This is a genomic window from Pseudomonas sp. NPDC087639, assembly GCF_044743385.1.
Classification (GTDB): Bacteria; Pseudomonadota; Gammaproteobacteria; order Pseudomonadales; family Pseudomonadaceae; genus Aquipseudomonas.
On sequence record NZ_JBIUWI010000017.1, the window covers coordinates 71,062 to 93,690 of the forward strand.

Sequence of the window (22,629 nt, forward strand, 5' to 3'; positions counted from 1 at the left end):
ATCCTCGCCTCGCTTATGCGTTTCCAGAACAGGAAAACCTGCAAGTGCGCCCCGCGACCGGAACGCGCACCTGTCCGGTGTGCTGTTTTGGTCACAATCCATAGCGAATTGAGGGGTCGAGAGATGTCAGTCGCCACCAGCCTTATCGAAGAGTCGCCGGCCCGGGTTACCACGGTGCCAGCGGAAACGTTGTATCAGTTCAATGAATCGCCACTGCTGACCCGTCAGGCACAGCAGGAATCCAATGCCCGCAGCTATCCGCGCCGCATTCCGCTGGCGCTCAAGCGTGCCAAGGGTCTGTATGTCGAAGACGTCGAAGGGCGCACCTTTATTGACTGCCTGGCCGGTGCCGGCACGCTGGCACTGGGGCATAACCACCCGGTGGTGATCGAAGCGATCCAGCAGGTATTGGCCGATGAGTTGCCGCTGCATACGCTCGACCTGACCACCCCGGTCAAGGATCAATTCGTTCAGGATCTGTTCGGCCTGCTGCCACCGGATCTGGCGGCGCAAGCGAAGATCCAGTTCTGCGGCCCGACCGGCACTGATGCAGTGGAAGCGGCATTGAAACTGGTGCGCACTGCGACCGGGCGCAGCACGGTGCTGTCATTCTCCGGTGGTTACCACGGCATGAGCCAAGGGGCGTTGAGCCTGATGGGCAGCCTGGGGCCGAAAAAACCGCTGGGCGCATTGCTCAGCAACGGCGTGCAGTTCATGCCGTTCCCGTATGACTATCGTTGCCCGTTCGGCCTCGGCGGCGCAGCCGGGGTGAAGGCCAACCTGAGCTACCTGGAAAACCTGCTCAACGATCCCGAGGCCGGCGTGCAATTGCCAGCAGCGGTGATCGTCGAGGCGGTGCAGGGCGAGGGCGGGGTGATTCCGGCGGATATCGAATGGCTGCGCGGCTTGCGTCGGATCACCGAGAAGGCTGGTGTGGCGCTGATTGTCGACGAAATCCAGAGCGGTTTCGCCCGTACCGGCAAGATGTTTGCCTTCGAACACGCTGGCATCATCCCGGACGTGGTAGTGCTGTCCAAAGCCATCGGCGGCAGCCTGCCGCTGGCGGTGGTGGTGTATCGCGACTGGCTCGACACCTGGCAGCCGGGCGCCCACGCCGGCACCTTCCGCGGCAACCAGATGGCGATGGCTGCAGGTTCTGCGGTGATGCGTTATCTGGTTGAGCACAAAGTGTGCGAACACGCCGCCGCCATGGGCGCGCGCTTGAGCGAGCACCTGCGCATCCTGCAGCGCGACTTCCCGCAACTGGGCGATATTCGCGGCCGTGGCTTGATGCTTGGCGTCGAACTGGTCGACCCGAACGGTGCGCCGGACGCACTCGGCCATCCACCAGCGTTTGCGCGGCTGGCACCGCTGGTGCAGCGCGAATGTCTCAAGCGCGGTTTGATTCTGGAGTTGGGTGGCCGTCACGGCGCGGTGGTGCGTTTCCTCCCGCCGCTGGTGATCACCGCTGCCGAAATCGACTGCGTTGCCGAGATCTTCGGTCGTGCGTTGGCTGCTGCCATCGCCGCCGAGTAAATTTTTCGCCGCGCCGAACGTTCTTTCTACATACCCGGCTGCACCTGCCGTGCAGCCCCCCCTACAACGATGGAGAACCAGCATGACGTCAGTATTCGACCGCGAGGACATCCTCTTTCAGGTCGTGGTCAACCACGAAGAGCAGTACTCGATCTGGCCGGATTACAAGGCCGTGCCAGAAGGCTGGCGCACCGTGGGCAAGAGCGGCCTGAAAAAGGAATGCCTGGCCTACATCGAGGAAGTCTGGACTGACATGCGCCCGCTGAGCCTGCGCCAGAAAATGGAAGGGCAGGCTGCGGTTCAATAAGCTTCCGGCCAAAAAGAAACCCGCTGGACTGGAGACAGTCAGCGGGTTTTTTCATGTCCGGAACATGCGTTGTCCTTGCTGGCCTCATCGCCAGCAGGCTGGCTCCCACATGGGATCACCTAACCCTGTAGGAGTGAGCCCGCTCGCGATGAACGATAACGCGGTGTAACTGAACTTACGCCCCACTCAGCCCCTTGAGCAGCAGATCCACATTCCCCTCAAGCTCCGCCACCGGATCTTCGGCATCAGTACTCAACACCACCAGATGACTACCGGACTCGGCGATCGCCGCTTTCACCGCGTCTGACGGTTGTCGGTGATGCAGCACCACCGCCACGTCATTGTCCTTGAGCGCCGCCGTCAATTGCTTCAAATCCTCCGGCGTCCACTCCGCATCAGGACGTGGATCCTGCCCGATCAGCTCCAGATTCAGGCTACCGATCAGATAGCCGAAGTGGTCGCTCAAGCTCATCACACTCAGATTGTCTGCATTGGCCAGACGCGCCTCGCTGTCGGCGCTGAGTTTGAGCAGGCGCTGTTTCAACGCCGCCAGGTTCGCTTCGATCTTCGGCTTGGCGGTCGGTGCCAGACGCACCAGATCCGCTGCCATCACGTCTGCCATGCGCCCCATGTTGTTGCTCGCCAGCCATGGCTGGCTGTTCAGTCCATCGACCTTCAACCCTGGTTGCACGGCAATACCGGGCAGGGCACCGTCGACCGGGCGTGCGGCATCGACCTCAACAATACGGATGTTGCTGCGACGGGCGATCGGGTACAGCGGGTCATCGGCCCACAGCGAGCGCACGCCGATGACCGCGTCGGCATTACTCGCCAGTTTGTCCAGCGCCGTAGCGCCGCGACCCGTGAAGTAAGCGGTCTGGCGGCTGCCCGGCAAGTTCGCCGGCGCCGCGCGTTCCAGGTTGATACCGGTGCCTTTGAGCAATGCTTCGCCCAAGCCGTAGGTGATCGGTAGCGAGGCCAACACCCGCAAGGGCTTGGAGCTTTCGGCGGCCATCAACGGGCTGCAGACCACGCCGCACAGCGCCATGCTCAGGGTCAGTTTTCTCAGTGAAAAAGCCATTTATCCAAGGTTCCCTTTCAGACTGGGTACGACACCGCGCGCGATGGCGGCGAGGGCGAACGCAATGCCGGCGACCAGAATGATCGCGGCGCCGGACGGGATCGGCAGATCGAAGACGATCGGCGCAAGAATCCCGCACAAGGTGCTGACGGTGGCAATCAGTACCGAACACCAGAAGAAGCCCTTGAGCGACTGGCTGAGCAAACGCGCCGCCGCCGCCGGAATCACCAGCAGGGCACCGACCAGAATCGCGCCGATGACTTTCACCGCCGCCACGGTGATCAGCGTCACCAGAATCACGAACAAGTAATCGAGGGTCTTCACCGCCACTCCGCGTACCGCCGCCAGTTGCGGATTGAAGCTGGCCAGCATGATGCGGTTGTACAGCGGCAGTGCGAGGGCCATGACCAGCGAACCGACGATGGCCAGCACCGCCAAATCATTGCCGTTGACGGTCAGCACCGAACCGAACAGCACGTTTTCCAGAATGTGTACGTTGATCTTGCCGGCCAGAATCAGCAGCAGGCTCGCACCCAGCGCCAGGGATACCGAGAGGAACACGCCGATCAAGGTGTCTGGCGCCAGACCCGTGCGGTTGCGCAGGTAGTTGAGCAGAATGCCGAACAGCAGGCAGTAACCGAACAGGCTGCCATACGGCCCGGTGTAGGGTTCGCCGAGCAGAATGCCGATGGCCACGCCGGTTAGCGCTGCGTGGCCGACTGCTTCGGAGAAAAACGCAAAGCGCTTGACCACCACCAGCGTGCCGAGGCCGCCGAGCACCGGGCCTATCAACAGACCCGCGAGCAGCGCATTGACCACAAAACCATAGGCCAGCGCTTCGGGCAGGTAACCCGACGAGGCCCAGCCCTGAACCATCAAACGAAAGGCTTCGTAACTCATCAGACAGCGCTCCGTGGATGGGTCGAAAACAGCGTCAGCAGACGCTCCGGGGTCAGCGCCTGTTGCGGTGTGGCATCGAACAGCACGCGACGGTTGAGACCGGTGACGCGATCGGCCAGACGTCCGACAGCCTCCAGATCATGTTCGATCCACAACACGGTGATGCCCGCCGCGCGCCAGTCCCCGAGCAGGCGTTCGAACACCTGAATCCCGGCCTCGTCGAGCGCCGACATCGGCTCATCCAGCACCAGCAGTTGCGGCGCCGGGATGAGCCCTTGGGCGAGCAGGACCCGCTGACGCTCACCGCCGGACAGAGCGCCCATGCGTCGCTTGCGCTTGTCTTGCATGCCGACCCGTTCCAGCGCCTCACCGATGGCGCCAGCGTAGTGTTTGCTCAAGCCGAGAAAGGCCGGGCGGCGCTGGCACATGGCGGCCATGAAATCGTCGACCGTCATTGGCAAGCCGCGGTCGAATTCCAGCGCTTGCGGCACGTAGCCAATGGTGCCGGGCTCGCCGGGCCATTGCAGGCTCAACTGGCCTTGATGCGGCATTTGGCCGAGCAAGGTCTTGATCAGCGAACTCTTGCCACCACCGTTGGGGCCGACCAGCGCATGCACGCTGCCGGGTTGAACCTGGAAGGTGACCTTGTCGAGAATGGTGGTGCGCCCAAGGGTCAGGCTGACATCAGCAAAATCGAGAGTCGGCCCGCAAACCTGTGGGAGCGAGCTTGCTCGCGAAGGTGTCGTGTCAGTCAACGGGTGCGTTGAGTGTTCAACCGCATTCGCGAGCAGGCTCGCTCCCACAGGGGTTTCGGACTGGTCAGAGAAGGTTTCTTTGGAGGTCATGCCCCTGACTCCTGAATCGCCCGCACCACGGTGTTGAGGTTGCCGGTCATTTCCTTTTCGTACTTGTCGGCGGTGTATTCGCCGTAGGAAATGTGCGACAGCGGGTACAGCTTCACACCGGACTCTCGCTGAATGGTGTCGACGTAAGAGGACGGAAAGTCCATTTCCGAGAAGATCACCTTCACGTCCAGTTCGCGCAGTTGGTCGATGGTCTTCTTCAACTGGCTCGGGCTCGGCTCGATACCGTGGGCCGGTTCGACCACGGCCGTCACTTCCAGACCGAATTCGCGCAGCAGGTAATCGTAAGCCGCGTGAACGGTGGCGACGCGCAGTTCGGCGTTCGGTGCCTGGATCAGCTTGGCCAGCGCGTCGGCGCGCATCTGCCGCAGACGTTTGCCGTAGGCACGGGCGTTCTGGGTGTAAGTCTTGGCGTTGTCCGGGTCGAGCTTGCCCAGTTCCCGGGCGATGTTGTTGACCTGGGCAATCGAAGCACTGATCGACAGGAACGTGTGCGGGTTGACCACTTTGCCGGCACCGCGCGCGGCAACTCCGGTGGCGGCCAGCAGCGGCACGTTTTCGTTGGCTTCGATGGTCTTGATGTTCGGTGTTTCGCTGGCGGCGATCATGCGGTCAGCGAAGTCGTCATGGCCGACACCGTTGAGCACGATCACGTCCAGGCCGCTGATACGTTTGATGTCCTCGGCCCTTGGCTCGTAAGCGTGCGGGTTGAAACCGGCCGGAATCAGCGGCACGACCTCGGCCTTGTCGCCGACGATGTTCGCCACGTAGCTGTAATAAGGATGCAGGGTAATGCCGATGCGCAGGCGTTTTGCCTGATCGGCACTGGCCAGTGGGCTCAACAGACAGGCACACAGGCCCATTAGAAACAGGCGCAACAACGGACGGCGTGGCGATGAAATAGACATGGGCAAACGGTCTTCTCTCGGGTGAGTGCGAGGAATCAATGGCGATGTTCGCGGGTAACCCCGGCATCGTATTGCGCGACGATCTGTTTCCAGCCGGCGGCGGACAGGGCCGCGTCGGTCAGCGCTTGAGGCGCCTTGAGTTCGGCTTGGCGGTTGAGCCATATATCTGGCGCCGCTTTGGCATCGGCATCGACGCGCATCAGAAACGAACCGGCGACGGCAGGCGTCTGGCTGTGACCGAAATAGGCGCTGTCGGCCTGCATTTGCCAGACGTGACCGCCACGACTGACGGAACTGGCGTCCTGGGCAAACGGAGCGAAACCTTCATCCGCCAGGTTTTGCGGGGTTGGCAGGGTTTTCTGCTCTTCACGCAGCAACTGGATTTCGTCCAGCGTCACCCGCAGGTCGGCATAGATGCCTTGCTCGGCGGCGCTAAGGTCACGCCGGGCATCGAACTGGTTGCTGGCGACGGGCTCCTGTTCATGGGAAACCCCGCGCCAGGCCACCGCGGAGCCGGCCAGCGCGAGGATCAGCAGACACAACAACAGAACGTTGAGGGTTTCGTGGCCGGCACCTGCCGGGCGCACGATTTGTGTGGTGGGCGTACTCATGGGGCTTCGATATCCGCTTGGTCGATTTCGACTACGTGGCCTGGGCCCGCGTCGAACAGCACGTAGAACTCGGCGCCGGGTTTCTTGAAGGTCAGGGTTGAGTCACTACCGAGCTTGCCGGGCACCAGAATGGTTTCGTCGTAGCCAATCACGTCGAGGGTCACGCCCGGGGCGCCGCTGCCGTCGGAAAAACCGCCGGTGCATTGGATCTGCTCGTCGTCGATGGCTTTGCATTCACACATCGGGTTATGCGCCAGAGCGCTGGCGCTGAAACCGGCGAACAGCACCAGCAGCGCGGCGCTCAGCCGCAGGCGGGAAGGGCGAGAGCAGCTCATGGTTTGGCTCCTTGTGTGTTCAGCCAGGCAAGGGTGGCGGGAGAGGCCTGGCTCAGGGGAATCGAGGCCTGATGCATGCTGCCGTCCCAGCCTTCCATGGTGATCCACAGTTCGGCATCGGCTTTGGTTTTTTCCGGGACTGGCAGTTGGGCACCCATGCGGTAAGGGGTGCCGAAGAAAATCACCCCGGCGGCGCGCAGACTGCGGGGTTTGCCGATGCGCAGATAAGTCGCCTTGACCTTGTCGACGCAAGCGTCACACAGGGCGGCGTTGAAGCCTTTCAGATAACCGGCCGGGCCGCCGCGCGGCGCTTCATCGCGCAACTCGGCGAGGCGCAGGCTCCAGGGGCCGACCTGAATTTCGCCGACTTCCCGTTCACCGAGGCCACTGTCGCCGCGGAACAGGGCGGCATCGGCGAAGTATTTGGGCATGAAGCCCAGCGGAATCAGCAGCAACAGCACGTTGATGTGAAACCGCCATTTGTGCCAGAACTGACTCAGGCGTGAGGGTTGAGCGGCAGCAGTGGATTTGCTCACAGGTTGGCCTCCGACACTTCACGATTCATGGCCGGTTGGGGCAGGACACGATTCTTTTTACTTTCCCGCTTGAGTGCGTTGGCGGTCGCCAGGGCGGTGCGTTTGGTCCAGATCAACAGGCCGCTGAGCACCATCATGCTCAGCAGCAGGCCGAAGAAAAACCAGATCAGCTTGATCCACAATCCGCCAAAGTCCCCGGTATGCAGCGGGCGCATGGATTCGGTGACGAATTCCAGTGAGGAACGATCGGACAACAACCGCGAAGCCGCCATGTCACCGTTGTACGGATTGATCGTGGCGGTCTGGAACATCAGCGGATACCAGCCCCGGCCACCGACACTCATATGGCTGTAGGCATTGCCCGGCAGGCTGACGAAACTGACCTCCAGGCCGGGGATCTTCTGCTGGGCGATTTCAATGGCGTGATCCAGGCTGATTCGCGTGGGCGGTGAGCCGTCCGGCGAAAGCGGTACAGCCTCACGGGCCATTGCCGGGATGATCGGTTCGCTGGAAATGGAAATCTGGTTATCCGACAGCAACGCCTGAATCAGGAACCAGGTGCCGGTGATGGAAATCACCGCAATGAACCAGATCGACCAGATACCGCTGAGTCGGTGGAAGTCTCCCCAGAAAATCCGCGCGCCGTGGCGAAAGCGCAGGGTCGGGTTAAAGAAACCTTTCCAGAAGCGTTTATAAACCACCAGACCAGTGATCAGCGAAACCAGCAAAGGCAGGCCGAGGAACGACACCAGATACCAGCCCCAACTGAAACCGTTGGTGAACGGCACGAGCCACCAGCCATGCAATGCACGGGTGAACGCCTTGAAATTGAAGGTCGGTGCCGTGCCCTGGATCACCCCGGTGTAAGGGTTGACGTAGACCGTCAGCGAACGACCGTCCGGGTAGCTGACCTCTACGTCCAGGGCAAAGTGTGATTCGTCGGGGCGGCTGATGCTTTCGACCACGGTCTGTGGTTCGGCTTTCTTGATCGCCGCCAGCACCTGATCGTAGCTGAGCAGCGGTGCATCGTCCGACGGCTGACTGGCGCGCATCTGCGGATTGGCGAGCCAGACGATCTCCTGGCTGACCACCGCCAACGTCCCGGTCACGCAGACAATCAGGACGAAAAACCAGATGGGTAACGCGAGCCAGCTATGCACCAGGAACCACAGTTTGGAGCGGGATTTCTTCGACATGATTACGCGTCTTGATTTCGGTGGAAGGGAGCACGGCTACGGGCTTCGCAGCACGGGATTCCCCGAAAGGCGTTCGTGGCTTTTGCCTACGCGAACGGCCTGCATCTCTATAGGACGGATGAGCGAGGTAAATCCCGATGATCGATATGAAAGCAAATGTTTCGCAATTCGCATCTGCACCACTGAACCCTTGTGGGAGATCAAACACGATTCATGAATGACGCCATCACCCTCCGCCAATTGATGCCCGCCACCCGCTCCCTATGATGGAAATCACCCGGATTGCCTCAGTGAGCGCCTTTGATGACCCCCAGAACCCTCTACGACAAACACATCGATGCACACACGGTGTGCCGCCTCGACGATCAGGGCCACGTGCTGCTGTATATCGATCGTCAGGTGATCAATGAGTACACCAGCCCGCAGGCTTTCAGCGGTTTGCGCGATGCCGGACGTGACGTCTGGCGCCCGGGCACGGCGCTGGCGGTGGTCGATCACGTCAACCCGACTGCGCCTGTGCGAGTGGCGGCAATGGCTGATGAGGGCGGCGCGCGGCAAGTGTCGTATCTGGCGGAAAACTGCCGGGACTTCGGCATCGAACTGCTGGATATCCTCGATAAACGCCAGGGCATCGAACATGTCATCGCTCCCGAGCAAGGCTTCATTCTGCCGGGCATGGTGATCGCTGCCGGCGACAGCCACACCACCACCTATGGCGCACTCGGCGCCTTCGGTTTCGGCATTGGCACCTCGGAAATCGAGCATCTGCTGGCCTCGCAGACCCTGGTCTACAAACGCCTGAAAACCCTGCGCGTGACCGTTGATGGCGAACTGGCCCCGGGGCTGACCTCAAAAGACGTGATCATGGCGCTGATCGGCCGGATCGGCGCGTCCGGGGCCACCGGCTTCGCCATCGAGTTTTGCGGTTCGACCATCGACGGTCTGAGCGTTGAAGCGCGGATGACCATCTGCAACATGGCGGTCGAAGCCGGTGCGCGCGGCGCATTCATGGCGCCGGACGACAAGGTCTTCGCCTACCTCAAAGGCAAACCCCGGGCGCCCGCAGGTGAGCTGTGGGAGCGCGGACTGACAGCGTGGCGAGAATTGCACAGCGATCCGGGCGCGGTGTTCGACCGGGAAGTTCATCTCGACGCCAGCCTGCTCGAACCGATGGTCACTTGGGGCACCAGCCCGGATCAGGCCGCCGCCATTGGTGCGCGAGTGCCGGATCCACAGGACATCAACGACCCGATCCTGCGTCAGGGCATGCGCCGCGCCCTCAAATACATGGGTCTGGAAGCGGGCATGGCGCTCAGCGATATCGTCATCAGCCATGCGTTTATCGGCTCATGCACCAACGCGCGGATCGAGGATTTGCGTGATGCCGCCAGCGTCGTGCGCGGGCAACGTGTGGCTGGGCATGTGCGGGCGATGATCGTACCCGGCTCCAGCGAAGTCCGCGCCCAAGCCGAGGCCGAAGGTTTGGCGCAAATCTTTATCGATGCCGGTTTTGAATGGCGCCAGTCGGGCTGCTCGATGTGCCTGGCGATGAACGACGACGTACTCGCGCCCGGTGACCGCTGCGCTTCGAGCACTAATCGCAATTTCGAGGGCCGTCAGGGCGCCGGCGCGCGCACCCATCTGATGAGCCCGGCAATGGTCGCCGCCGCTGCGATCAGAGGGCGACTCACCGACATCCGCCACTTTGGAGAACGCTCATGAGCCTGCAACCTTTCACTCAGGTCAGCGGCCAGGCCGCGCCGTTGCTGGCGGCCAACGTCGATACTGACGTGATCATGCCTAAACAGTTTCTCAAGGGTATCGATCGTCAGGGACTGGATCGCGGCTTGTTTTTCGATCTGCGGTTTCTGCCCGATGGCACGCCAAGTCCCGAATTCGTGTTGAACAAGCCAGCCTGGCAAGGGGCGAGTTTCCTTGTGGTCGGGCCGAATTTCGGCTGCGGTTCCAGCCGTGAGCATGCTGTGTGGGGCTTGCAGCAGATGAGCATCCGCGCGCTGATCGGCAGCAGTTTTGCCGGGATCTTTTATGACAACTGCCAGCGCAACGGGGTGTTGTTGATCACGCTGGAAGAGGCGCAGGTGCAGCGGATCGGGCGGCTTGTCGGCCAGCCTGACAGCGCGCGGATCAGTGTTGATCTGGAGGCACAGCAGATTGAATTGGCGGATGGCTCGGTGATTGATTTTCAGATTGATACGTTGCGCAAGACCGCGCTGTTGCTGGGGCTGGATGCGATCGGCAGCACGTTGCAGCGGCATGAGCAGATCAAGGCGTTCGAGCGCGAGCATCTAGCTAACAACCCTTGGCTATCCTGATACACCTCTGACCCTGTAAGCGTGAGCCTGCTCGCGATAGCGGCCATTCAGTCAATGATGATGTTGGCCGACACTGTGCAATCGCGAGCAGGCTCACTCCTATATTGGTTTTGTGGGGGTTTAACTACAGGGACAGATCCCGGAAATGCACCTGCAAAAACTCCACACACGCGCGCAATTTCCCCGAATGCGCCAATCGAGTCGGGTACACCGCCCAGACGTCGGCGCTCTGACTGTAATCGTCCAGCACCTGCACCAACCGTCCCTCATCCAGCAACGGCTTCACGTCCCACAATGAGCGCAGCAACATCCCACGACCATCCAGCGCCCATTGCAGGACGATCTCGCCATTGTTCGACGACAACGGCCCGCTGACCCGCACGCTTTCCTGCGTGCCGTCACGATGCAGATCCCAGATGCCGAACGCGTTGTCGCGCTCCTTGATCACCAGGCAATCGTGCTGCTGCAAATCATCTAGTGTCTGGGGCGTACCACGTCGTCGCAGATAGTCCGGTGCGGCACACAACACCCGTCGGTTGCTGGCCAGACGGCGAGCGATGTGTTGGCCGGGAATGTCATCACCCACGCGGATCTCCAGATCGAAACCCTCATTGACGATGTCCACCCCCCGGTCAAACAAATCGAGGCGAATCTCCAGTTGCGGGTAACGCTCGGCCAGCAACGAAACTGCAGGCGCGACGTGATTGCGGCCGAAACCGAAACTGCTGCAGATGTGCAGACGCCCAGACGGGCTGTCATGGGCGTCGGAAAGTTCGTCGTGCAGTTGCTGGAAGTCATCGAGAATGCGCAACGCCCAGCGCTGCACCCTTTCGCCGTCCTCGGTCAGAGACACGCGGCGACTGGTGCGGTGCAACAGGCGCGTGCCGAGGGTGGTTTCGAGAATCTGGATGCGCTTGCTGACGTAAGCCGGGGAAAGGCCCAACTCATCCGCCGCAGCGGCGAAGCCGTTCTTGCGGATCACGGTGAGCAGCACGCGCAGGTCTTCGGGCAGGGGCACGGTGTCTTTCTTCTGGGTCATGGCAAAACGAGCACTTGCGGCACAAGCCGCCAGCATAGCATCGGCACTTGCAGGCTCGGTTCAGCGCAGAAAATCCAGCGCTTCGGCGAGCAATAGTTCGGGGATTTCTTCGGCGATGTAATGGCCGGCGGGCAAGGATTGGCCGCTAACGTTGGCGGCCACCTGCTGCCATTCCTTGAGCGGATCGAAGCAGCGCCCGACTGTGCCCTCGGCGCCCCACAAAACCCGCAGTGGCAGGTGCAGATGGCGCTGCGCAGCAATGTCGGCGCGATCATGTTCCAGATCGATGCCGGCGCTGGCGCGGTAGTCCTCGCAGATACCGCGAGCGCTGCCCGGCTGCTGCAAGCAGCGCAGGTATTCGCCGAACGCTTCGTCGGTAAACGGCTTGAGTCCGGCACTGCGACTGCCCATCACGCTGCGCAGGTAAGACTCGGGATCGGCCTCGATCAGGGTTTCCGGCAGCGGCGCCGGGCGAATCAGGAAGAACCAGTGCCAGTAGGCGCGGGCGAAGGCTTCGTTGGTTTGTGCATACATCGACAGGGTCGGGGCGATGTCCAGCAGCATCATGCGTTGCACGGCGGCGGGGTGGTCGAGCGCCAGTCGATGGGCGACCCGGGCGCCACGGTCGTGGGCAAGGACCGAGAACTGCTCGAAGCCCAGCGCCTGCATCAGTTCGATGTTGTCCCGGGCCATTTCGCGTTTTGAGTAGTTGTGGTGCAACTCGTCGGCGGCCGGGCGCTCGCTATCGCCATAACCGCGCAGGTCGGCGGCGACCACGGTGAAGTGCTCGGCCAGTTGTTCGGCAATCTTGTGCCAGATCACATGGGTCTGCGGGTGACCGTGCAACAGCAACAGGCCTGGGCCGCTACCGCCGAGACGATAGGCAATGTCGACGCCGTTGACGTGACGCTGGTTTTTGAGGAATCCGGCAAACATCGGGCTGATCCTTGTTCAGGGTTTTATAGATGCATCCTGAAATTGTCCGGGGGTTGGGGCAAGGGGCAAAGCGTGAGGGGCGGGTTCATGAAGTGTGTTGTCAGTGATGGCCTCATCGCGGGCAAGCCCGCTCCCACAGAGATCTGAGGGGTGACAGCTATTTATGCCACCCCGCGAAACACTGTGGGAGCGAGCCTGCTCGCGAAGAGGCCAGTGATAACACTCCAAAGCTCAACCTTGTTGAAACATCTCCATCGCCCGCTGCTTGATTTGCTCTTCGGTCAGATCTTCCTTGTGCGTGGCCAGAAACCACAGATGCCCATACGGATCCTTCAACGTCCCGCTGCGATCACCGTAAAACTGATCCTTGACCTCGGACACCACCGTCGCACCGGCATCCAGCGCCCGTTGGAATGATTTATCGACATCGGTCACGTATAGATGCAAACCGACTGATACAGCTTTGTCGGGATTGCTCAATGGCCCCTGATCGCACGGCGAGCCGAGCATGATTGCGCTGTCGCCAATACGCAGCTCCGCGTGGCCGATGCCGCCGTCGGGCATGGCCAGACGCATGACTTCGGTGGCACCGAAGGCTTTCTTATAGAAATCGATGGCCTCAGCAGCCTTTTGGATGCCGAGATACGGGGTAATGCTGTGATACCCCTCCGGGATAGGTTTGACGCTCATGACGTTCTCCCTGATTGTTGTTCTACGAGGTGTAACTTCACCGGATTACCGGAAAAACCACTATAGGGCTGTCTTCGCGGCCAGGATTTTCGCCCGACGAGCAGCACCCATCATCAGTCCTGAATAAAGTGTGGCCCCGGCCCCTGTTCGCCCAACACGTCACCCTGATTGCGCAACGGGCAGGCCTCCATCGACAAACAGCCACAACCGATGCAGCCCGTGAGCCGGTCGCGCAGCAGTGTCAATTGATTGATCCGCTCATCCAGCTCCCGACGCCACTGCTCAGACAGAATCTTCCAGTCCGCTGCCGTCGGTGCGCGATCATCCGGAAGATTTTTCAGTGCCTCACCGATCTCTGCCAGAGGAATCCCCAGACGCTGCGCAACTTTGATCAACGCCACCCGGCGCAGCACGGTTCGTGGATAACGGCGTTGATTGCCGGCATTGCGCTGGCTCTTGATCAAGCCTTTGGATTCATAAAAATGCAGCGCGGTGACCGCAACGCCGCTGCGCGCCGCGACCTCGCCGACGGTTAGCTGCTTGTGCACAGTCTCTTTGGTGATCATTTGAAGATAGCTCTTGACCTTGACTTAACTAGAGGTTTTACCCTGCGCTTCGTCGAGTCGCAAGATTCGCCTTACAGCCAAGTGGGGACTTTTCATGCAAGCATCAGCGAAAAACCGCAGCTTCACACAATTGATCGAATTCGAGATCGAGCCACGGCAGCAACCGGCGCTGGTCTCGGCGCTGTCGGTGCAGGCCGAGCGTCTGGCCCAGCGCTACGGAGGTTTCGTCAGCGCGAGTGTGCAAGCCAGCGACGATGGCCGGCGGGTATTGAGCTTTCTGCAATGGCAGAGCCGCGAGGCGGGGGAGGCCGCATTCAGCAGTTTCGAAAGCGGCGAGCAGGATTTCTGGCAGTTGATCCGCACCCATCAGGCGAAAACCGTGACTTTCAACTCGTTTCAGGTATTGAGCAGCATCGCCCGCAGTCACGACGATGCACTGCACTGCAATCTGGTGAGTTAGATGAACAACTGGATCAGCTGCTTAGAACGTTTATCGATCTTTATAGATATCTAAGAGATAGGCGCAGTCATTGCTGATTCACTGATAGCCACTATTGAAAGCGTTGATTTCTGCGCGAGCGTACCGGGGCGTAGCCTTTCTCCATCGACCCCCACCGCTCGCCAGGACGCTCCCATGAATCGTTTACTGACTGTTTCTCTGCTGCTCGCTGTCTCCGTACTTGCCGGTTGTGCCTCTCACAACTCTCCAGAGCTGCGCCCCTACACCGAAGAAGAATCTCGGGAGTTGGCGATGGAAGCGCTGAACCGCAGCGGTTTGTCCTTTGACGAATACCACGCTAAGAAAGCTCAGTTGCTCGGCCAGTCGCAGTTCGACAAGAAGGCTGAAATGAGCGCGGAACGTGCCGTACAGCTGCACGGTCGGCCAAGCTGAAAACAAACTGTACTGCTAGAAGTTTTACCCAACTGTCCGTGGGTTTACCGGCCTGCGTGGGATAGGGTCTACACCTGAATGACCCTGACGGATTTGCCCACGATGACCCTCTCGCTTGATCTATTGTTGGGCTTTGCCCTGTTTGCTCTTGTCACCTCGATAACGCCGGGGCCAAACAACACCATGTTGCTGGCATCGGGCGTGAACTTCGGCTTTAACCGCACCATCCCGCACATGCTGGGCATTACCTGTGGCTTTTTTGTCCTGGTGGTGGCGGTGGGTTTTGGCCTGGGCGCGGTGTTCCAGACCTATCCGATTCTTTATACGATTCTGCGTTATGTCGGCGCGGCGTATCTGTTGTATCTGGCGTGGAAGATTGCTCATTCGGGACCGGTCGGTGACAACGTTCAAGGCGAAGCCAAACCGATCAGCTACCTCGGCGCAGCAGCGTTCCAGTGGGTCAATCCTAAAGCGTGGATCATGGCCATCGGTGCCATCAGCACGTACACGCCGATGCAGGGTTACTTCACCAATGTGCTGGTGATCGCTGCCGTGTTCGCCATCATCAATCTGCCGAGCGTCGGCGTCTGGGCGGCGTGCGGCACGCTCCTGCGCAATGTGCTGAAGGACCCGCGCTGGTTGCGCGTGTTCAACTGGGGCATGGCGGCGTTGCTGGTGGTTTCCCTGTACCCGTTACTTCTCGAAAGCTTTAGCTGACGCATTGCTTCAACCGCTGGCCCGATGCCTGTTAAGCTCGGCTTCAGGAGCGTTCCTACGCACTTTTAAATGAAGTTGTTCTTCTTTAACGGCATCCGATCAGGTATTGATGACGCTCTCGAACCGACGCGCAGCTCACAAGGCTGCGCTGTGCCGTTTGCAGATACGAGCCTCCTGATCCCGGAACACGCTCTGCGAGTCTTTTATGAACACACGTCCGTTGTATTTCGATTACGCCGCCACTACTCCGGTGGACGAGCGGGTCATCCAGGTGATGATCGAATGTCTGGGGTTTCACGGTAATTTCGGCAACCCGGCTTCCAGCTCCCATGCTTTTGGCCAGCAGGCCCGGCAAACGGTTGAGCAGGCCCGCCGACAAGTCGACGAACTGGTCGGCGCGCAAGCCGAACAGATCGTCTGGACTTCCGGTGCTACCGAGTCCAATAACCTTGCTCTCAAAGGTGTAGCCCAAGCGCGCGGCGTGTCCGGCGGGCACATCATTACCAGCCAGATCGAACACAAAGCCATCCTCGATACCGCCCGTCAATTGCAGGACGCTGGCGTTGCCGTGACTTATCTGGTGCCGGACGCCGACGGCCTGATTACCCCGCAAGCGGTCAGCGAAGCGATGCGTGATGACACCTTTCTGGTGTCGCTGATGCTGGTTAACAACGAACTCGGCACCGTCAACGACATCCCTGCCATCGGTGAAGTCGTTCGCGGTCGCGAGGCGTTGTTCCATGTCGATGCGGCTCAGGGCGCGGGCAAAGTGGCAATCGATCTGACGCAATGGCCGGTCGATCTGATGTCGTTCTCGGCGCATAAACTCTACGGCCCCAAAGGCATCGGTGCGCTGTACGTCGGCCCGCGTGCGCAAAAGCGCGTCCAAGCGCAGATACATGGTGGCGGGCATGAGAGCGGGTTGCGCTCCGGAACACTTGCGACGCATCAGATCGCCGCGATGGGTGCGGCATTCGCCTTGGCCGCTGCTTCATTTGATGAAGAGAAAAACTCCATCGTCGCTTTGCGTGAACGCTTGCTCGAACAACTTTTGAGCCTGCCGGGCGTGCGCCTCAACGGCAGTGCCACGCAACGCATTCCGCATACCTTGAGCCTGACCTTCAGCGAAGGCGAGTTCAATAGTGCGGCGCTTAGCCATTCAATCGCATTCTCCGCGACCTCGGCCTGCAATTCCGCGAGTAACGCGCCATCCCACGTGCTGTTGGCACTGGGGCATGACACAAGGCTGGCCGGGCGTACGATTCGCCTGAGTCTCGGCCGTTTCACCACCGCTGAAGATATCGACAAGGCTTTTGAACTGATCAAGACCGCCTGCACCAGTGCTCCGGCATTCTGGGCGACAGGGCTTTAAACGCGCCGACCTGATGGCGACGAACAATAACGATGAAGTGATTGGCAGGAGACATGATGAGTACCCAGACTTTGACCGAGGGATCGGTTCCCCAGCGCCTTGCGCACACCCGTGAACTGATGCGCCGCGAAGGCATTCATGCGCTGTTGGTGCCTTCCGCCGACCCGCATCTGTCGGAATATCTGCCGGGGTACTGGCAAGGCCGCCAGTGGCTGTCGGGTTTCCATGGTTCGGTCGGGACTTTGATTGTCACCCACGATTTCGCCGGCGTTTGGGCCGACAGTCGTTACTGGGAACAGGCGACCAAGGAACTCAATGGCAGCGGCATCGAGCTGGTCAAGCTGCAACCCGGTCAGCCAAGCCCGCTGGACTGGCTAGCCGAGCAGACACCTGAAGGTGGCGTGGTTGCGGTCGATGGCGCGGTGATGGCAGTGGCCTCTGCGCGCACACTGGGCAGTAAACTTGAAGCGCGCGGTGCCCGTCTGCGTACCGATATCGATCTGTTGACGGAAGTCTGGAGCGACCGGCCGACGCTGCCGAATGCACCGATCTATCAGCATCTGCCGCCACAAGCGACCGTCAGCCGTGGCGAGAAACTCGCCAAACTGCGTGAATCCTTGCAGGAGCGCGGCGCCGATTGGCACTTCATCGCCACCCTCGACGATATCGCGTGGCTGTTCAACCTGCGTGGCGGCGATGTGTCGTTCAACCCGGTGTTTGTTTCCTTCGCCTTGATCAATCAGCAGCAGGCCACCTTGTTTGTCGCGCTGAGCAAGATCGATGCGCAGTTGCGCGCAGTACTCGAACACGATGGCGTGACGCTGCGTGATTACAGCGAAGTGTCCGACGCCTTGCGCGCCGTGCCGAGTGGCGCGAGCCTGTTGGTGGATCCGGCGCGCGTCACCAGCGGTCTGCTGGATAACCTCGACAGCGGTGTGAAATTGGTCGAAGGCTTGAACCCGACGACACTGGCCAAGTCGCAAAAAAGTGAAGCCGACGCCGCGCACATCCGTAAAGCGATGGAGCAGGACGGCGCAGCGCTGTGCGAATTCTTCGCCTGGCTGGAGTCGGCCTGGGGCCGCGAGCGCATTACCGAACTGACCATCGACGAGAAGCTCACCGCTGCCCGTGAACGTCGTCCGGATTACGTTTCCCTGAGTTTCAACACTATCGCGGCATTCAACGCCAATGGCGCGATGCCGCACTATCACGCCACTGAAGAAGAACACGCGGTGATCGAAGGCGACGGCCTGTTGCTGATCGATTCCGGCGGTCAGTATCTCGGCGGCACGACCGACATCACGCGGATGGTGCCGGTCGGTACGCCAACCGAAGAGCAGAAGCGCGATTGCACGCGTGTGTTGAAAGGCGTGATTGCGCTGTCGCGGGCACAGTTTCCGAAAGGCATTCTATCGCCGTTGCTGGATGCCATCGCTCGCGCGCCGATCTGGGCTGAAAGCGTCGACTACGGTCACGGCACCGGTCACGGCGTCGGTTATTTCCTCAATGTTCACGAAGGCCCACAGGTCATTGCCTATCAGGCAGTGCCGGCGCCGCAAACCGCGATGCAACCGGGCATGATCACTTCCATCGAGCCTGGTACTTATCGTCCTGGCCGTTGGGGCGTGCGTATCGAGAACCTGGCGATGAACCAAGTGGCGGAGAGTAGCGAGTTCGGCGAGTTTCTCAAGTTTGAAACCTTGACCCTGTGCCCTATTGACACGCGCTGCCTGGTGCCAGCGTTGCTGACTCAGGACGAGAAACAGTGGTTCAACGCTTACCACGCGCAGGTGCGTGAACGTTTGAGTCCGTTGCTCGACGGTGCTGCGCTGGAATGGCTGAACACGCGTACTGCGGCCATTTGATGGGTTGGCACTCAGGCGCTGAAGTCCGCGCTTGAGTGCCGGGATCAATCTAGGTCAAGGCTTCTTCGACGAAGTCCAGGCGATCCTGCCCGAAGAACATCTGGTTGCCGACAAACATTGTTGGGGCACCGAAAACGCCACGTTTAACCGCGGTTTCGGTGTTCACCTTCAGTGCAGCCTTCACGGTTTCATCGTTGGTCAACGCCAGGACTTCATCGGGATCGAACCCATGTTCGATCAATACGCCAGCAACGATTACCGGGTCGTTGAGGTTTGCGCCTTCCACCCACAACGCAGCGAACAGACAATCGATAAACGCCTCAAAGCGTTCCGGCTGGCGTAGCTGTATGCCAGTGACGGCGCGCATCAACAGCAGCGTGTTGATCGGGAAGTGCGGGTTGAACTTGAGGGACACGCCATAGCGTTTGGCGTAGCGATCCAGATCCTGAAACATATAGCGACCCTTGGCCGGAATCATTGCCGGCGATGCATTGCCGGTCGCCTTGAATACACCACCGAGCAACATCGGAATGTATGTCAGCTCGCTATTGGTATCAGCGCAGATCTTTGGCAGCTGGGTGTAGGCCAGATACGTCGCAGGGCTGCCGAGGTCAAAATAGAATTCCACGGTTTTCGTCATTGTCGCTGCTCTCTATTTATTGTTTTGGGCGGTGGGTTCACCAGCGTTCGTTCCAGGGGCGCAGATCCAGCTCAAAGGTCCACGCATCACGTGGCTGACTGTGCAAATACCAATAGTTTTCGGCGATGTGTTCGGGGTTGAGAATACCGTCCTGATCCTTGGTGGCGTATTTCTCAGGGAAGCTGTTGCGGATGAAGTCGGTATCAATGGCTCCATCGACTACCACATGGGCGACGTGGATGTTCATAGGGCCAAGTTCCCGCGCCATGCTTTGCGCCAGTGCGCGAATGCCGTGTTTAGCTCCGGCGAACGCGGCGAAGCCTGACGCACCGCGAAGTCCGGCAGTGGCACCGGTGAACAGAATCGTACCGCGCTGACGGGTGACCATGCGTTTGGCTACTTCACGGGCATTGAGGAAACCGGAGAAACAGGCCATTTCCCAGATCTTGAAATACTTGCGCGCAGTTTCTTCGAGGATGCTGCAGGGCACGTTGGCGCCGATGTTGAATACAAAGGCTTCGATTGGACCGAGGCGGGTTTCGATGTCTTCAATCAGAGCGATTACGTCTTCTTCTTTGCGCGCATCGCAGGCAAAACCATGAGCTTCGCCGCCCTCAGCCTCAATGGCCTCCACCAGCGGCTGCAATTTGTCGGCGCTGCGCCGTGTAACACAGGCGATGAATCCTTCCTTGGCAAAGCGCTTGGCAATGGCTCCGCCGGTTGCATCGCCTGCACCGACAACCAATACGACCTTCTTGTTATTCATGGGTAGACCCCTTTAGTAAACGATCGTTAAGTGAACGAACGTTATGCTAGGATCCGATTAACGTCAAGGCGGTCAATTCGAGGGCAAACACATGCGTTACTCCGCCAGTCACAAGCTGGAAACCCGAGAGAAATTATTGCAGAGCAGTGCGCTGTCGGCGAAGCGATCCGGGTTTTCCACGGTCGGTGTCGATGGTTTGATGAAGGCTATTGGCCTGAGTGGCGCGGCGTTTTACAGCCACTTTTCGTCGAAAGATGCGCTGTTTATTGCCATCGTCGAGAGAGAGTTGGGGCAAAGCATGGAGCGATTGGGTGGGCAAAGCGAGCCGGATCGCGAGCGGCTGCAACGCTGCCTCAGACATTATTTGAGCATGGCTCATGTTGAACAACCCGAATCTGGCTGTGCTTTGCCTGCGTTAGGCGCGGAAATCGCTCGTTCGGATATTCAGGTACGCGAGCAGGCAGAGCTGTGGATCTGCCGGCTTCAGGAGAGTTGGGCGCGGATACTTGAGAGTGACAGTCTGGCATGGTCGGTTCTGTCGCAGTGCGTGGGAGCACTGGTGGTGGCGCGTATGTTGGCCAGCCCGGACATTCAGAGAACAGTGCTGAAGTCCAGCCATGACGAGATTTGTCGCCAGATCACCAGGCAGCCCTGACCTATTTACAGATGACTATCATGCTGCGGCTGGTATAGCCCGCAGGATTGAGGCCGAATGGATAGTCGCCAGGCTCCTCCACGGAATCTCCCGATTTGGCGATAACTTTGTAGCCTTTCGGAGCGCAGGAGCTGGCTGCGCTGTTATAGCACTGGTCCCAGGAGGACGAGAGCCCCGAGCAGTTGATGTGCAGCCCTTTTTTGCCGTGCTTTACCTGGGTTTTCGAGGTCGCCGCGCAACCCGCGATTGCGAGTACGGCGATCAATATCAAAATTCGTTTCATTCCCGTCCTTATAGCGGCCACGAGTCTGGCGCTCGGGTCTGCCTGTATTCGCCTGCGCTCAAAGCGTTTTGAAATCCCTGTCCGAAAAAATCCATGTCTGGCATTGGGTTACGAGCCTAAACATGGCCTATATGAACGCCAATTGCCAGACCTTCGTTAAATCCTGTTTCAATCTGCCGCGATGGCAGGCTTGGCGGCACTGCCCATGGTCATGGTCGCGCCGACGGAAGCCAGAATAATGCACAGGATCGCCATCCATTGTGACAGCGTGAGGTATTCCTGCAGAAACAGCAGGCCCGACAATGCTCCGAACGCGGGTTCGATGCTCATCAAAGTACCGAAAGTGCGCGCGGGCATGCGGGTGAGCGCGACCATTTCCAGTGTGTAGGGGAGGGCAGTGGACAGGATCGCGACGCCAATCGCGATTGGAATCAGTGATGGCGTCAGTAGCGCAGCGCCAGCATGCACGATGCCTATGGGGGCTACAAACAATGCCGCAATCATTACGCCTAACGCTGCGGTCGTGACGCCGTTGTCAGCGCCGGCCTTCTGGCCGAACAGAATGTAAAGTGCCCAGCAGACTCCGGCACCCAGGGCGTAACTTGCACCGATCAAATCGATTCCGGCAGTGGTTGCTCCCGTCGGTATCAACAGCATGAGTCCGGCGGCGGCCAGGCCGATCCATAGAAAGTCGATGGCGCGACGGGATGCATATATAGCTACAGCGAGCGGGCCAGTGAATTCGAGAGCAACTGCTATGCCCAGCGGCACTGTGCGCAATGACATATAGAAGAGGAAGTTCATGCCGCCCAGCGCCATGCCGTAGACAATCACTGTGCGCAACGACTTGGATGTCAGCTTCGCGCGCCACGGACGCAGCAGTAACAACATGATCACGCTGGCGAAGATCAGACGCAGAGTGGTAGTTCCTTGAGCGCCCACTACGGGGAACATGCTTTTGGCCAGGGATGCACCGGACTGGATCGATGCCATGGCTATTAATAGCAGGCCAACCGGGAACAGCATGGAGGCAAGAGAGCGTGGTTGGTCATTCATTGCGCGGCATCGTCCGAAATAAGAGCAGAGTATTGTTTTGGCTATTGGGCAATATACTGCGCAATCTCGCCTATGCCGTCTATATATAAGCTGGGTTTTCAGCTGTTTCGATGAAAAGTAAAATTAACGGTTGACGGCAGATTCTGGAAGTCTATAATTCGCCCCACTTCCGGCGCAGTCGAAACGGAAAACTCCTTGAGATTCAATGAGTTACACGGTTTTCGGCAGTGGGTTGCTTCAGTTCATCGAAGCCTGGAAGGAGTTGAAAGAGCGGTGATGTTTGGCTCTTTTAACGGTTCGATCTTCTCGGTCGAAAGCGGAGAAAAAGAGGTGTTGACAACAGCGAGTAACGCTGTAGAATTCGCCTCCCGCTAACGAGAGATCGGAAGCGCAAGTGGTTGAAGTTGTTGAAGAATTCTTCGAAAACTTCTGAAAATAATCACTTGACAGCAAATGAGGCTGCTGTAGAATGCGCGCCTCGGTTGAGACGAAAGATCTTAACCAACCGCTCTTTAACTACTGAATCAAGCAATTCGTGTGGGTGCT

The 22,629-nt window shown here is 59.5% G+C and carries 26 protein-coding genes; 10 read left to right on the forward strand and 16 right to left on the reverse strand.

Annotated elements, in window-relative coordinates:
* Positions 1-123: 123 nt before the first annotated feature.
* Together ACIOVB_RS09940 and ACIOVB_RS09945 are read left to right on the forward strand one after the other, a co-directional pair.
* Positions 124-1,536, forward strand: coding sequence for an aspartate aminotransferase family protein (locus ACIOVB_RS09940; RefSeq protein ID WP_401267192.1), 1,413 nt, complete (start codon positions 124-126; stop codon positions 1,534-1,536).
* Between the two features lie 82 nt (positions 1,537-1,618).
* Positions 1,619-1,843, forward strand: coding sequence for an MbtH family protein (locus tag ACIOVB_RS09945; RefSeq protein ID WP_187679525.1), 225 nt, complete (start codon positions 1,619-1,621; stop codon positions 1,841-1,843).
* A gap of 175 nt (positions 1,844-2,018) precedes the next feature.
* Here the strand turns inward: ACIOVB_RS09945 and ACIOVB_RS09950 are convergent, their stop codons facing one another.
* Genes ACIOVB_RS09950 through ACIOVB_RS09985 form a run of 8 tightly spaced genes read right to left on the reverse strand, consistent with a single transcriptional unit; the run spans position 2,019 to position 8,273 of the window.
* Positions 2,019-2,924: a metal ABC transporter substrate-binding protein gene (locus tag ACIOVB_RS09950; RefSeq protein ID WP_401267196.1), complete on the reverse strand. Its 906-nt coding sequence runs from the start codon at positions 2,922-2,924 to the stop codon at positions 2,019-2,021.
* Complete coding sequence (locus ACIOVB_RS09955) at positions 2,925-3,824, reverse strand: metal ABC transporter permease (RefSeq protein ID WP_007917717.1); 900 nt, start codon at positions 3,822-3,824, stop codon at positions 2,925-2,927.
* Positions 3,824-4,669, reverse strand: a complete 846-nt coding sequence (locus ACIOVB_RS09960; RefSeq protein ID WP_401267198.1) for a metal ABC transporter ATP-binding protein — start codon at positions 4,667-4,669, stop codon at positions 3,824-3,826. Before ACIOVB_RS09960 ends, ACIOVB_RS09955 begins: the two co-directional genes overlap by 1 nt.
* Entirely contained in the window at positions 4,666-5,595 is a 930-nt protein-coding gene (locus tag ACIOVB_RS09965) for a metal ABC transporter substrate-binding protein (protein WP_401267201.1), read from the reverse strand. Before ACIOVB_RS09965 ends, ACIOVB_RS09960 begins: the two co-directional genes overlap by 4 nt.
* A gap of 35 nt (positions 5,596-5,630) precedes the next feature.
* The gene (locus ACIOVB_RS09970) at positions 5,631-6,206 is read right to left on the reverse strand and encodes a DUF6162 family protein (RefSeq protein WP_401267203.1); all 576 of its coding nucleotides are present in this window, start codon (positions 6,204-6,206) and stop codon (positions 5,631-5,633) included.
* On the reverse strand, positions 6,203-6,541 hold the full coding sequence (locus tag ACIOVB_RS09975) for a hypothetical protein (RefSeq protein ID WP_187679521.1): 339 nt from the start codon (positions 6,539-6,541) through the stop codon (positions 6,203-6,205). Before ACIOVB_RS09975 ends, ACIOVB_RS09970 begins: the two co-directional genes overlap by 4 nt.
* Positions 6,538-7,077, reverse strand: a complete 540-nt coding sequence (locus ACIOVB_RS09980; RefSeq protein WP_401267205.1) for a thiamine pyrophosphate-binding protein — start codon at positions 7,075-7,077, stop codon at positions 6,538-6,540. The genes ACIOVB_RS09975 and ACIOVB_RS09980 overlap by 4 nt, the downstream gene beginning before the upstream one ends.
* The gene (locus ACIOVB_RS09985) at positions 7,074-8,273 is read right to left on the reverse strand and encodes a PepSY-associated TM helix domain-containing protein (RefSeq protein WP_401267208.1); all 1,200 of its coding nucleotides are present in this window, start codon (positions 8,271-8,273) and stop codon (positions 7,074-7,076) included. Before ACIOVB_RS09985 ends, ACIOVB_RS09980 begins: the two co-directional genes overlap by 4 nt.
* 303 nt (positions 8,274-8,576) lie before the next feature.
* On the opposite strand from ACIOVB_RS09985, the gene leuC reads away from it, so the two are divergent.
* The gene (gene leuC, locus ACIOVB_RS09990; protein ID WP_401267211.1) at positions 8,577-9,995 is read left to right on the forward strand and encodes a 3-isopropylmalate dehydratase large subunit; all 1,419 of its coding nucleotides are present in this window, start codon (positions 8,577-8,579) and stop codon (positions 9,993-9,995) included.
* Positions 9,992-10,606 carry a 3-isopropylmalate dehydratase small subunit gene (gene leuD / locus ACIOVB_RS09995; RefSeq protein ID WP_401267213.1) on the forward strand — a complete coding sequence of 205 codons (615 nt, stop codon included), beginning with the start codon at positions 9,992-9,994 and terminating at the stop codon, positions 10,604-10,606. The genes leuC and leuD overlap by 4 nt, the downstream gene beginning before the upstream one ends.
* 124 nt (positions 10,607-10,730) lie before the next feature.
* On the opposite strand, the gene ACIOVB_RS10000 is transcribed toward leuD, so the two are convergent.
* From ACIOVB_RS10000 to soxR, 4 genes are all read right to left on the reverse strand, one after another.
* Entirely contained in the window at positions 10,731-11,681 is a 951-nt protein-coding gene (locus ACIOVB_RS10000) for a LysR substrate-binding domain-containing protein (protein WP_401267215.1), read from the reverse strand.
* Between the two features lie 24 nt (positions 11,682-11,705).
* Positions 11,706-12,581, reverse strand: coding sequence for an alpha/beta fold hydrolase (locus tag ACIOVB_RS10005; RefSeq protein WP_401267216.1), 876 nt, complete (start codon positions 12,579-12,581; stop codon positions 11,706-11,708).
* Positions 12,582-12,812: 231 nt separating this feature from the next.
* A complete protein-coding gene (locus ACIOVB_RS10010; protein WP_187679514.1) occupies positions 12,813-13,271 on the reverse strand; it encodes a VOC family protein in 459 nt (152 codons plus the stop codon).
* A gap of 113 nt (positions 13,272-13,384) precedes the next feature.
* Positions 13,385-13,837, reverse strand: coding sequence for a redox-sensitive transcriptional activator SoxR (gene soxR, locus ACIOVB_RS10015; protein WP_187679513.1), 453 nt, complete (start codon positions 13,835-13,837; stop codon positions 13,385-13,387).
* A 94-nt stretch (positions 13,838-13,931) separates the two neighbouring features.
* On the opposite strand from soxR, the gene ACIOVB_RS10020 reads away from it, so the two are divergent.
* From ACIOVB_RS10020 to ACIOVB_RS10040, 5 genes are all read left to right on the forward strand, one after another.
* Positions 13,932-14,297, forward strand: a complete 366-nt coding sequence (locus ACIOVB_RS10020) for an antibiotic biosynthesis monooxygenase (RefSeq protein ID WP_401267218.1) — start codon at positions 13,932-13,934, stop codon at positions 14,295-14,297.
* Positions 14,298-14,471: 174 nt separating this feature from the next.
* The gene (locus ACIOVB_RS10025; RefSeq protein ID WP_187679511.1) at positions 14,472-14,729 is read left to right on the forward strand and encodes a hypothetical protein; all 258 of its coding nucleotides are present in this window, start codon (positions 14,472-14,474) and stop codon (positions 14,727-14,729) included.
* 102 nt (positions 14,730-14,831) lie between these two features.
* A complete protein-coding gene (locus ACIOVB_RS10030) occupies positions 14,832-15,446 on the forward strand; it encodes a LysE family translocator (RefSeq protein ID WP_187679510.1) in 615 nt (204 codons plus the stop codon).
* 205 nt (positions 15,447-15,651) lie between these two features.
* Positions 15,652-16,818 (forward strand): aminotransferase class V-fold PLP-dependent enzyme, encoded by a 1,167-nt coding sequence (locus ACIOVB_RS10035; protein WP_401267220.1) that lies wholly within the window; start codon positions 15,652-15,654, stop codon positions 16,816-16,818.
* Between the two features lie 56 nt (positions 16,819-16,874).
* Positions 16,875-18,683 carry an aminopeptidase P family protein gene (locus ACIOVB_RS10040; protein ID WP_401267222.1) on the forward strand — a complete coding sequence of 603 codons (1,809 nt, stop codon included), beginning with the start codon at positions 16,875-16,877 and terminating at the stop codon, positions 18,681-18,683.
* Between the two features lie 49 nt (positions 18,684-18,732).
* Here ACIOVB_RS10040 and ACIOVB_RS10045 read toward each other — a convergent pair whose 3' ends face one another.
* Together ACIOVB_RS10045 and ACIOVB_RS10050 are read right to left on the reverse strand one after the other, a co-directional pair.
* Positions 18,733-19,323 carry a 2-hydroxychromene-2-carboxylate isomerase gene (locus tag ACIOVB_RS10045; protein ID WP_187679507.1) on the reverse strand — a complete coding sequence of 197 codons (591 nt, stop codon included), beginning with the start codon at positions 19,321-19,323 and terminating at the stop codon, positions 18,733-18,735.
* Positions 19,324-19,360: 37 nt separating this feature from the next.
* On the reverse strand, positions 19,361-20,089 hold the full coding sequence (locus ACIOVB_RS10050; RefSeq protein ID WP_187679506.1) for an SDR family oxidoreductase: 729 nt from the start codon (positions 20,087-20,089) through the stop codon (positions 19,361-19,363).
* Positions 20,090-20,180: 91 nt separating this feature from the next.
* On the opposite strand from ACIOVB_RS10050, the gene ACIOVB_RS10055 reads away from it, so the two are divergent.
* On the forward strand, positions 20,181-20,744 hold the full coding sequence (locus tag ACIOVB_RS10055; protein WP_187679505.1) for a TetR/AcrR family transcriptional regulator: 564 nt from the start codon (positions 20,181-20,183) through the stop codon (positions 20,742-20,744).
* A gap of 1 nt (position 20,745) precedes the next feature.
* Here the strand turns inward: ACIOVB_RS10055 and ACIOVB_RS10060 are convergent, their stop codons facing one another.
* Positions 20,746-21,027 (reverse strand): hypothetical protein, encoded by a 282-nt coding sequence (locus tag ACIOVB_RS10060; RefSeq protein ID WP_187679504.1) that lies wholly within the window; start codon positions 21,025-21,027, stop codon positions 20,746-20,748.
* Between the two features lie 168 nt (positions 21,028-21,195).
* Positions 21,196-22,083 carry a threonine/homoserine exporter RhtA gene (rhtA, locus tag ACIOVB_RS10065; protein WP_187679503.1) on the reverse strand — a complete coding sequence of 296 codons (888 nt, stop codon included), beginning with the start codon at positions 22,081-22,083 and terminating at the stop codon, positions 21,196-21,198.
* Positions 22,084-22,629: the final 546 nt, after the last annotated feature.

Excerpts from the sequence above, each read along its gene's own strand:
- ACIOVB_RS10045 (WP_187679507.1), bottom strand. The coding sequence starts at position 19,323 with ATGACGAAAACCGTGGAATTCTATTTTGACCTCGGCAGCCCTGCGACG.
- ACIOVB_RS10025 (WP_187679511.1), top strand. The coding sequence starts at position 14,472 with ATGAATCGTTTACTGACTGTTTCTCTGCTGCTCGCTGTCTCCGTACTT.
- ACIOVB_RS10040 (WP_401267222.1), top strand. The coding sequence starts at position 16,875 with ATGAGTACCCAGACTTTGACCGAGGGATCGGTTCCCCAGCGCCTTGCG.
- ACIOVB_RS10020 (WP_401267218.1), top strand. The coding sequence starts at position 13,932 with ATGCAAGCATCAGCGAAAAACCGCAGCTTCACACAATTGATCGAATTC.
- ACIOVB_RS10060 (WP_187679504.1), bottom strand. The coding sequence starts at position 21,027 with ATGAAACGAATTTTGATATTGATCGCCGTACTCGCAATCGCGGGTTGC.
- ACIOVB_RS09950 (WP_401267196.1), bottom strand. The coding sequence starts at position 2,924 with ATGGCTTTTTCACTGAGAAAACTGACCCTGAGCATGGCGCTGTGCGGC.
- ACIOVB_RS10005 (WP_401267216.1), bottom strand. The coding sequence starts at position 12,581 with ATGTTTGCCGGATTCCTCAAAAACCAGCGTCACGTCAACGGCGTCGAC.
- ACIOVB_RS10055 (WP_187679505.1), top strand. The coding sequence starts at position 20,181 with ATGCGTTACTCCGCCAGTCACAAGCTGGAAACCCGAGAGAAATTATTG.
- ACIOVB_RS10050 (WP_187679506.1), bottom strand. The coding sequence starts at position 20,089 with ATGAATAACAAGAAGGTCGTATTGGTTGTCGGTGCAGGCGATGCAACC.
- ACIOVB_RS09945 (WP_187679525.1), top strand. The coding sequence starts at position 1,619 with ATGACGTCAGTATTCGACCGCGAGGACATCCTCTTTCAGGTCGTGGTC.
- ACIOVB_RS09975 (WP_187679521.1), bottom strand. The coding sequence starts at position 6,541 with ATGAGCTGCTCTCGCCCTTCCCGCCTGCGGCTGAGCGCCGCGCTGCTG.
- ACIOVB_RS09970 (WP_401267203.1), bottom strand. The coding sequence starts at position 6,206 with ATGAGTACGCCCACCACACAAATCGTGCGCCCGGCAGGTGCCGGCCAC.
- leuD (WP_401267213.1), top strand. The coding sequence starts at position 9,992 with ATGAGCCTGCAACCTTTCACTCAGGTCAGCGGCCAGGCCGCGCCGTTG.
- soxR (WP_187679513.1), bottom strand. The coding sequence starts at position 13,837 with ATGATCACCAAAGAGACTGTGCACAAGCAGCTAACCGTCGGCGAGGTC.
- rhtA (WP_187679503.1), bottom strand. The coding sequence starts at position 22,083 with ATGAATGACCAACCACGCTCTCTTGCCTCCATGCTGTTCCCGGTTGGC.
- ACIOVB_RS10000 (WP_401267215.1), bottom strand. The coding sequence starts at position 11,681 with ATGCTGGCGGCTTGTGCCGCAAGTGCTCGTTTTGCCATGACCCAGAAG.
- ACIOVB_RS09960 (WP_401267198.1), bottom strand. The coding sequence starts at position 4,669 with ATGACCTCCAAAGAAACCTTCTCTGACCAGTCCGAAACCCCTGTGGGA.
- ACIOVB_RS09965 (WP_401267201.1), bottom strand. The coding sequence starts at position 5,595 with ATGTCTATTTCATCGCCACGCCGTCCGTTGTTGCGCCTGTTTCTAATG.
- ACIOVB_RS09985 (WP_401267208.1), bottom strand. The coding sequence starts at position 8,273 with ATGTCGAAGAAATCCCGCTCCAAACTGTGGTTCCTGGTGCATAGCTGG.
- ACIOVB_RS09940 (WP_401267192.1), top strand. The coding sequence starts at position 124 with ATGTCAGTCGCCACCAGCCTTATCGAAGAGTCGCCGGCCCGGGTTACC.
- ACIOVB_RS10030 (WP_187679510.1), top strand. The coding sequence starts at position 14,832 with ATGACCCTCTCGCTTGATCTATTGTTGGGCTTTGCCCTGTTTGCTCTT.
- leuC (WP_401267211.1), top strand. The coding sequence starts at position 8,577 with ATGACCCCCAGAACCCTCTACGACAAACACATCGATGCACACACGGTG.
- ACIOVB_RS10010 (WP_187679514.1), bottom strand. The coding sequence starts at position 13,271 with ATGAGCGTCAAACCTATCCCGGAGGGGTATCACAGCATTACCCCGTAT.
- ACIOVB_RS09955 (WP_007917717.1), bottom strand. The coding sequence starts at position 3,824 with ATGAGTTACGAAGCCTTTCGTTTGATGGTTCAGGGCTGGGCCTCGTCG.
- ACIOVB_RS10035 (WP_401267220.1), top strand. The coding sequence starts at position 15,652 with ATGAACACACGTCCGTTGTATTTCGATTACGCCGCCACTACTCCGGTG.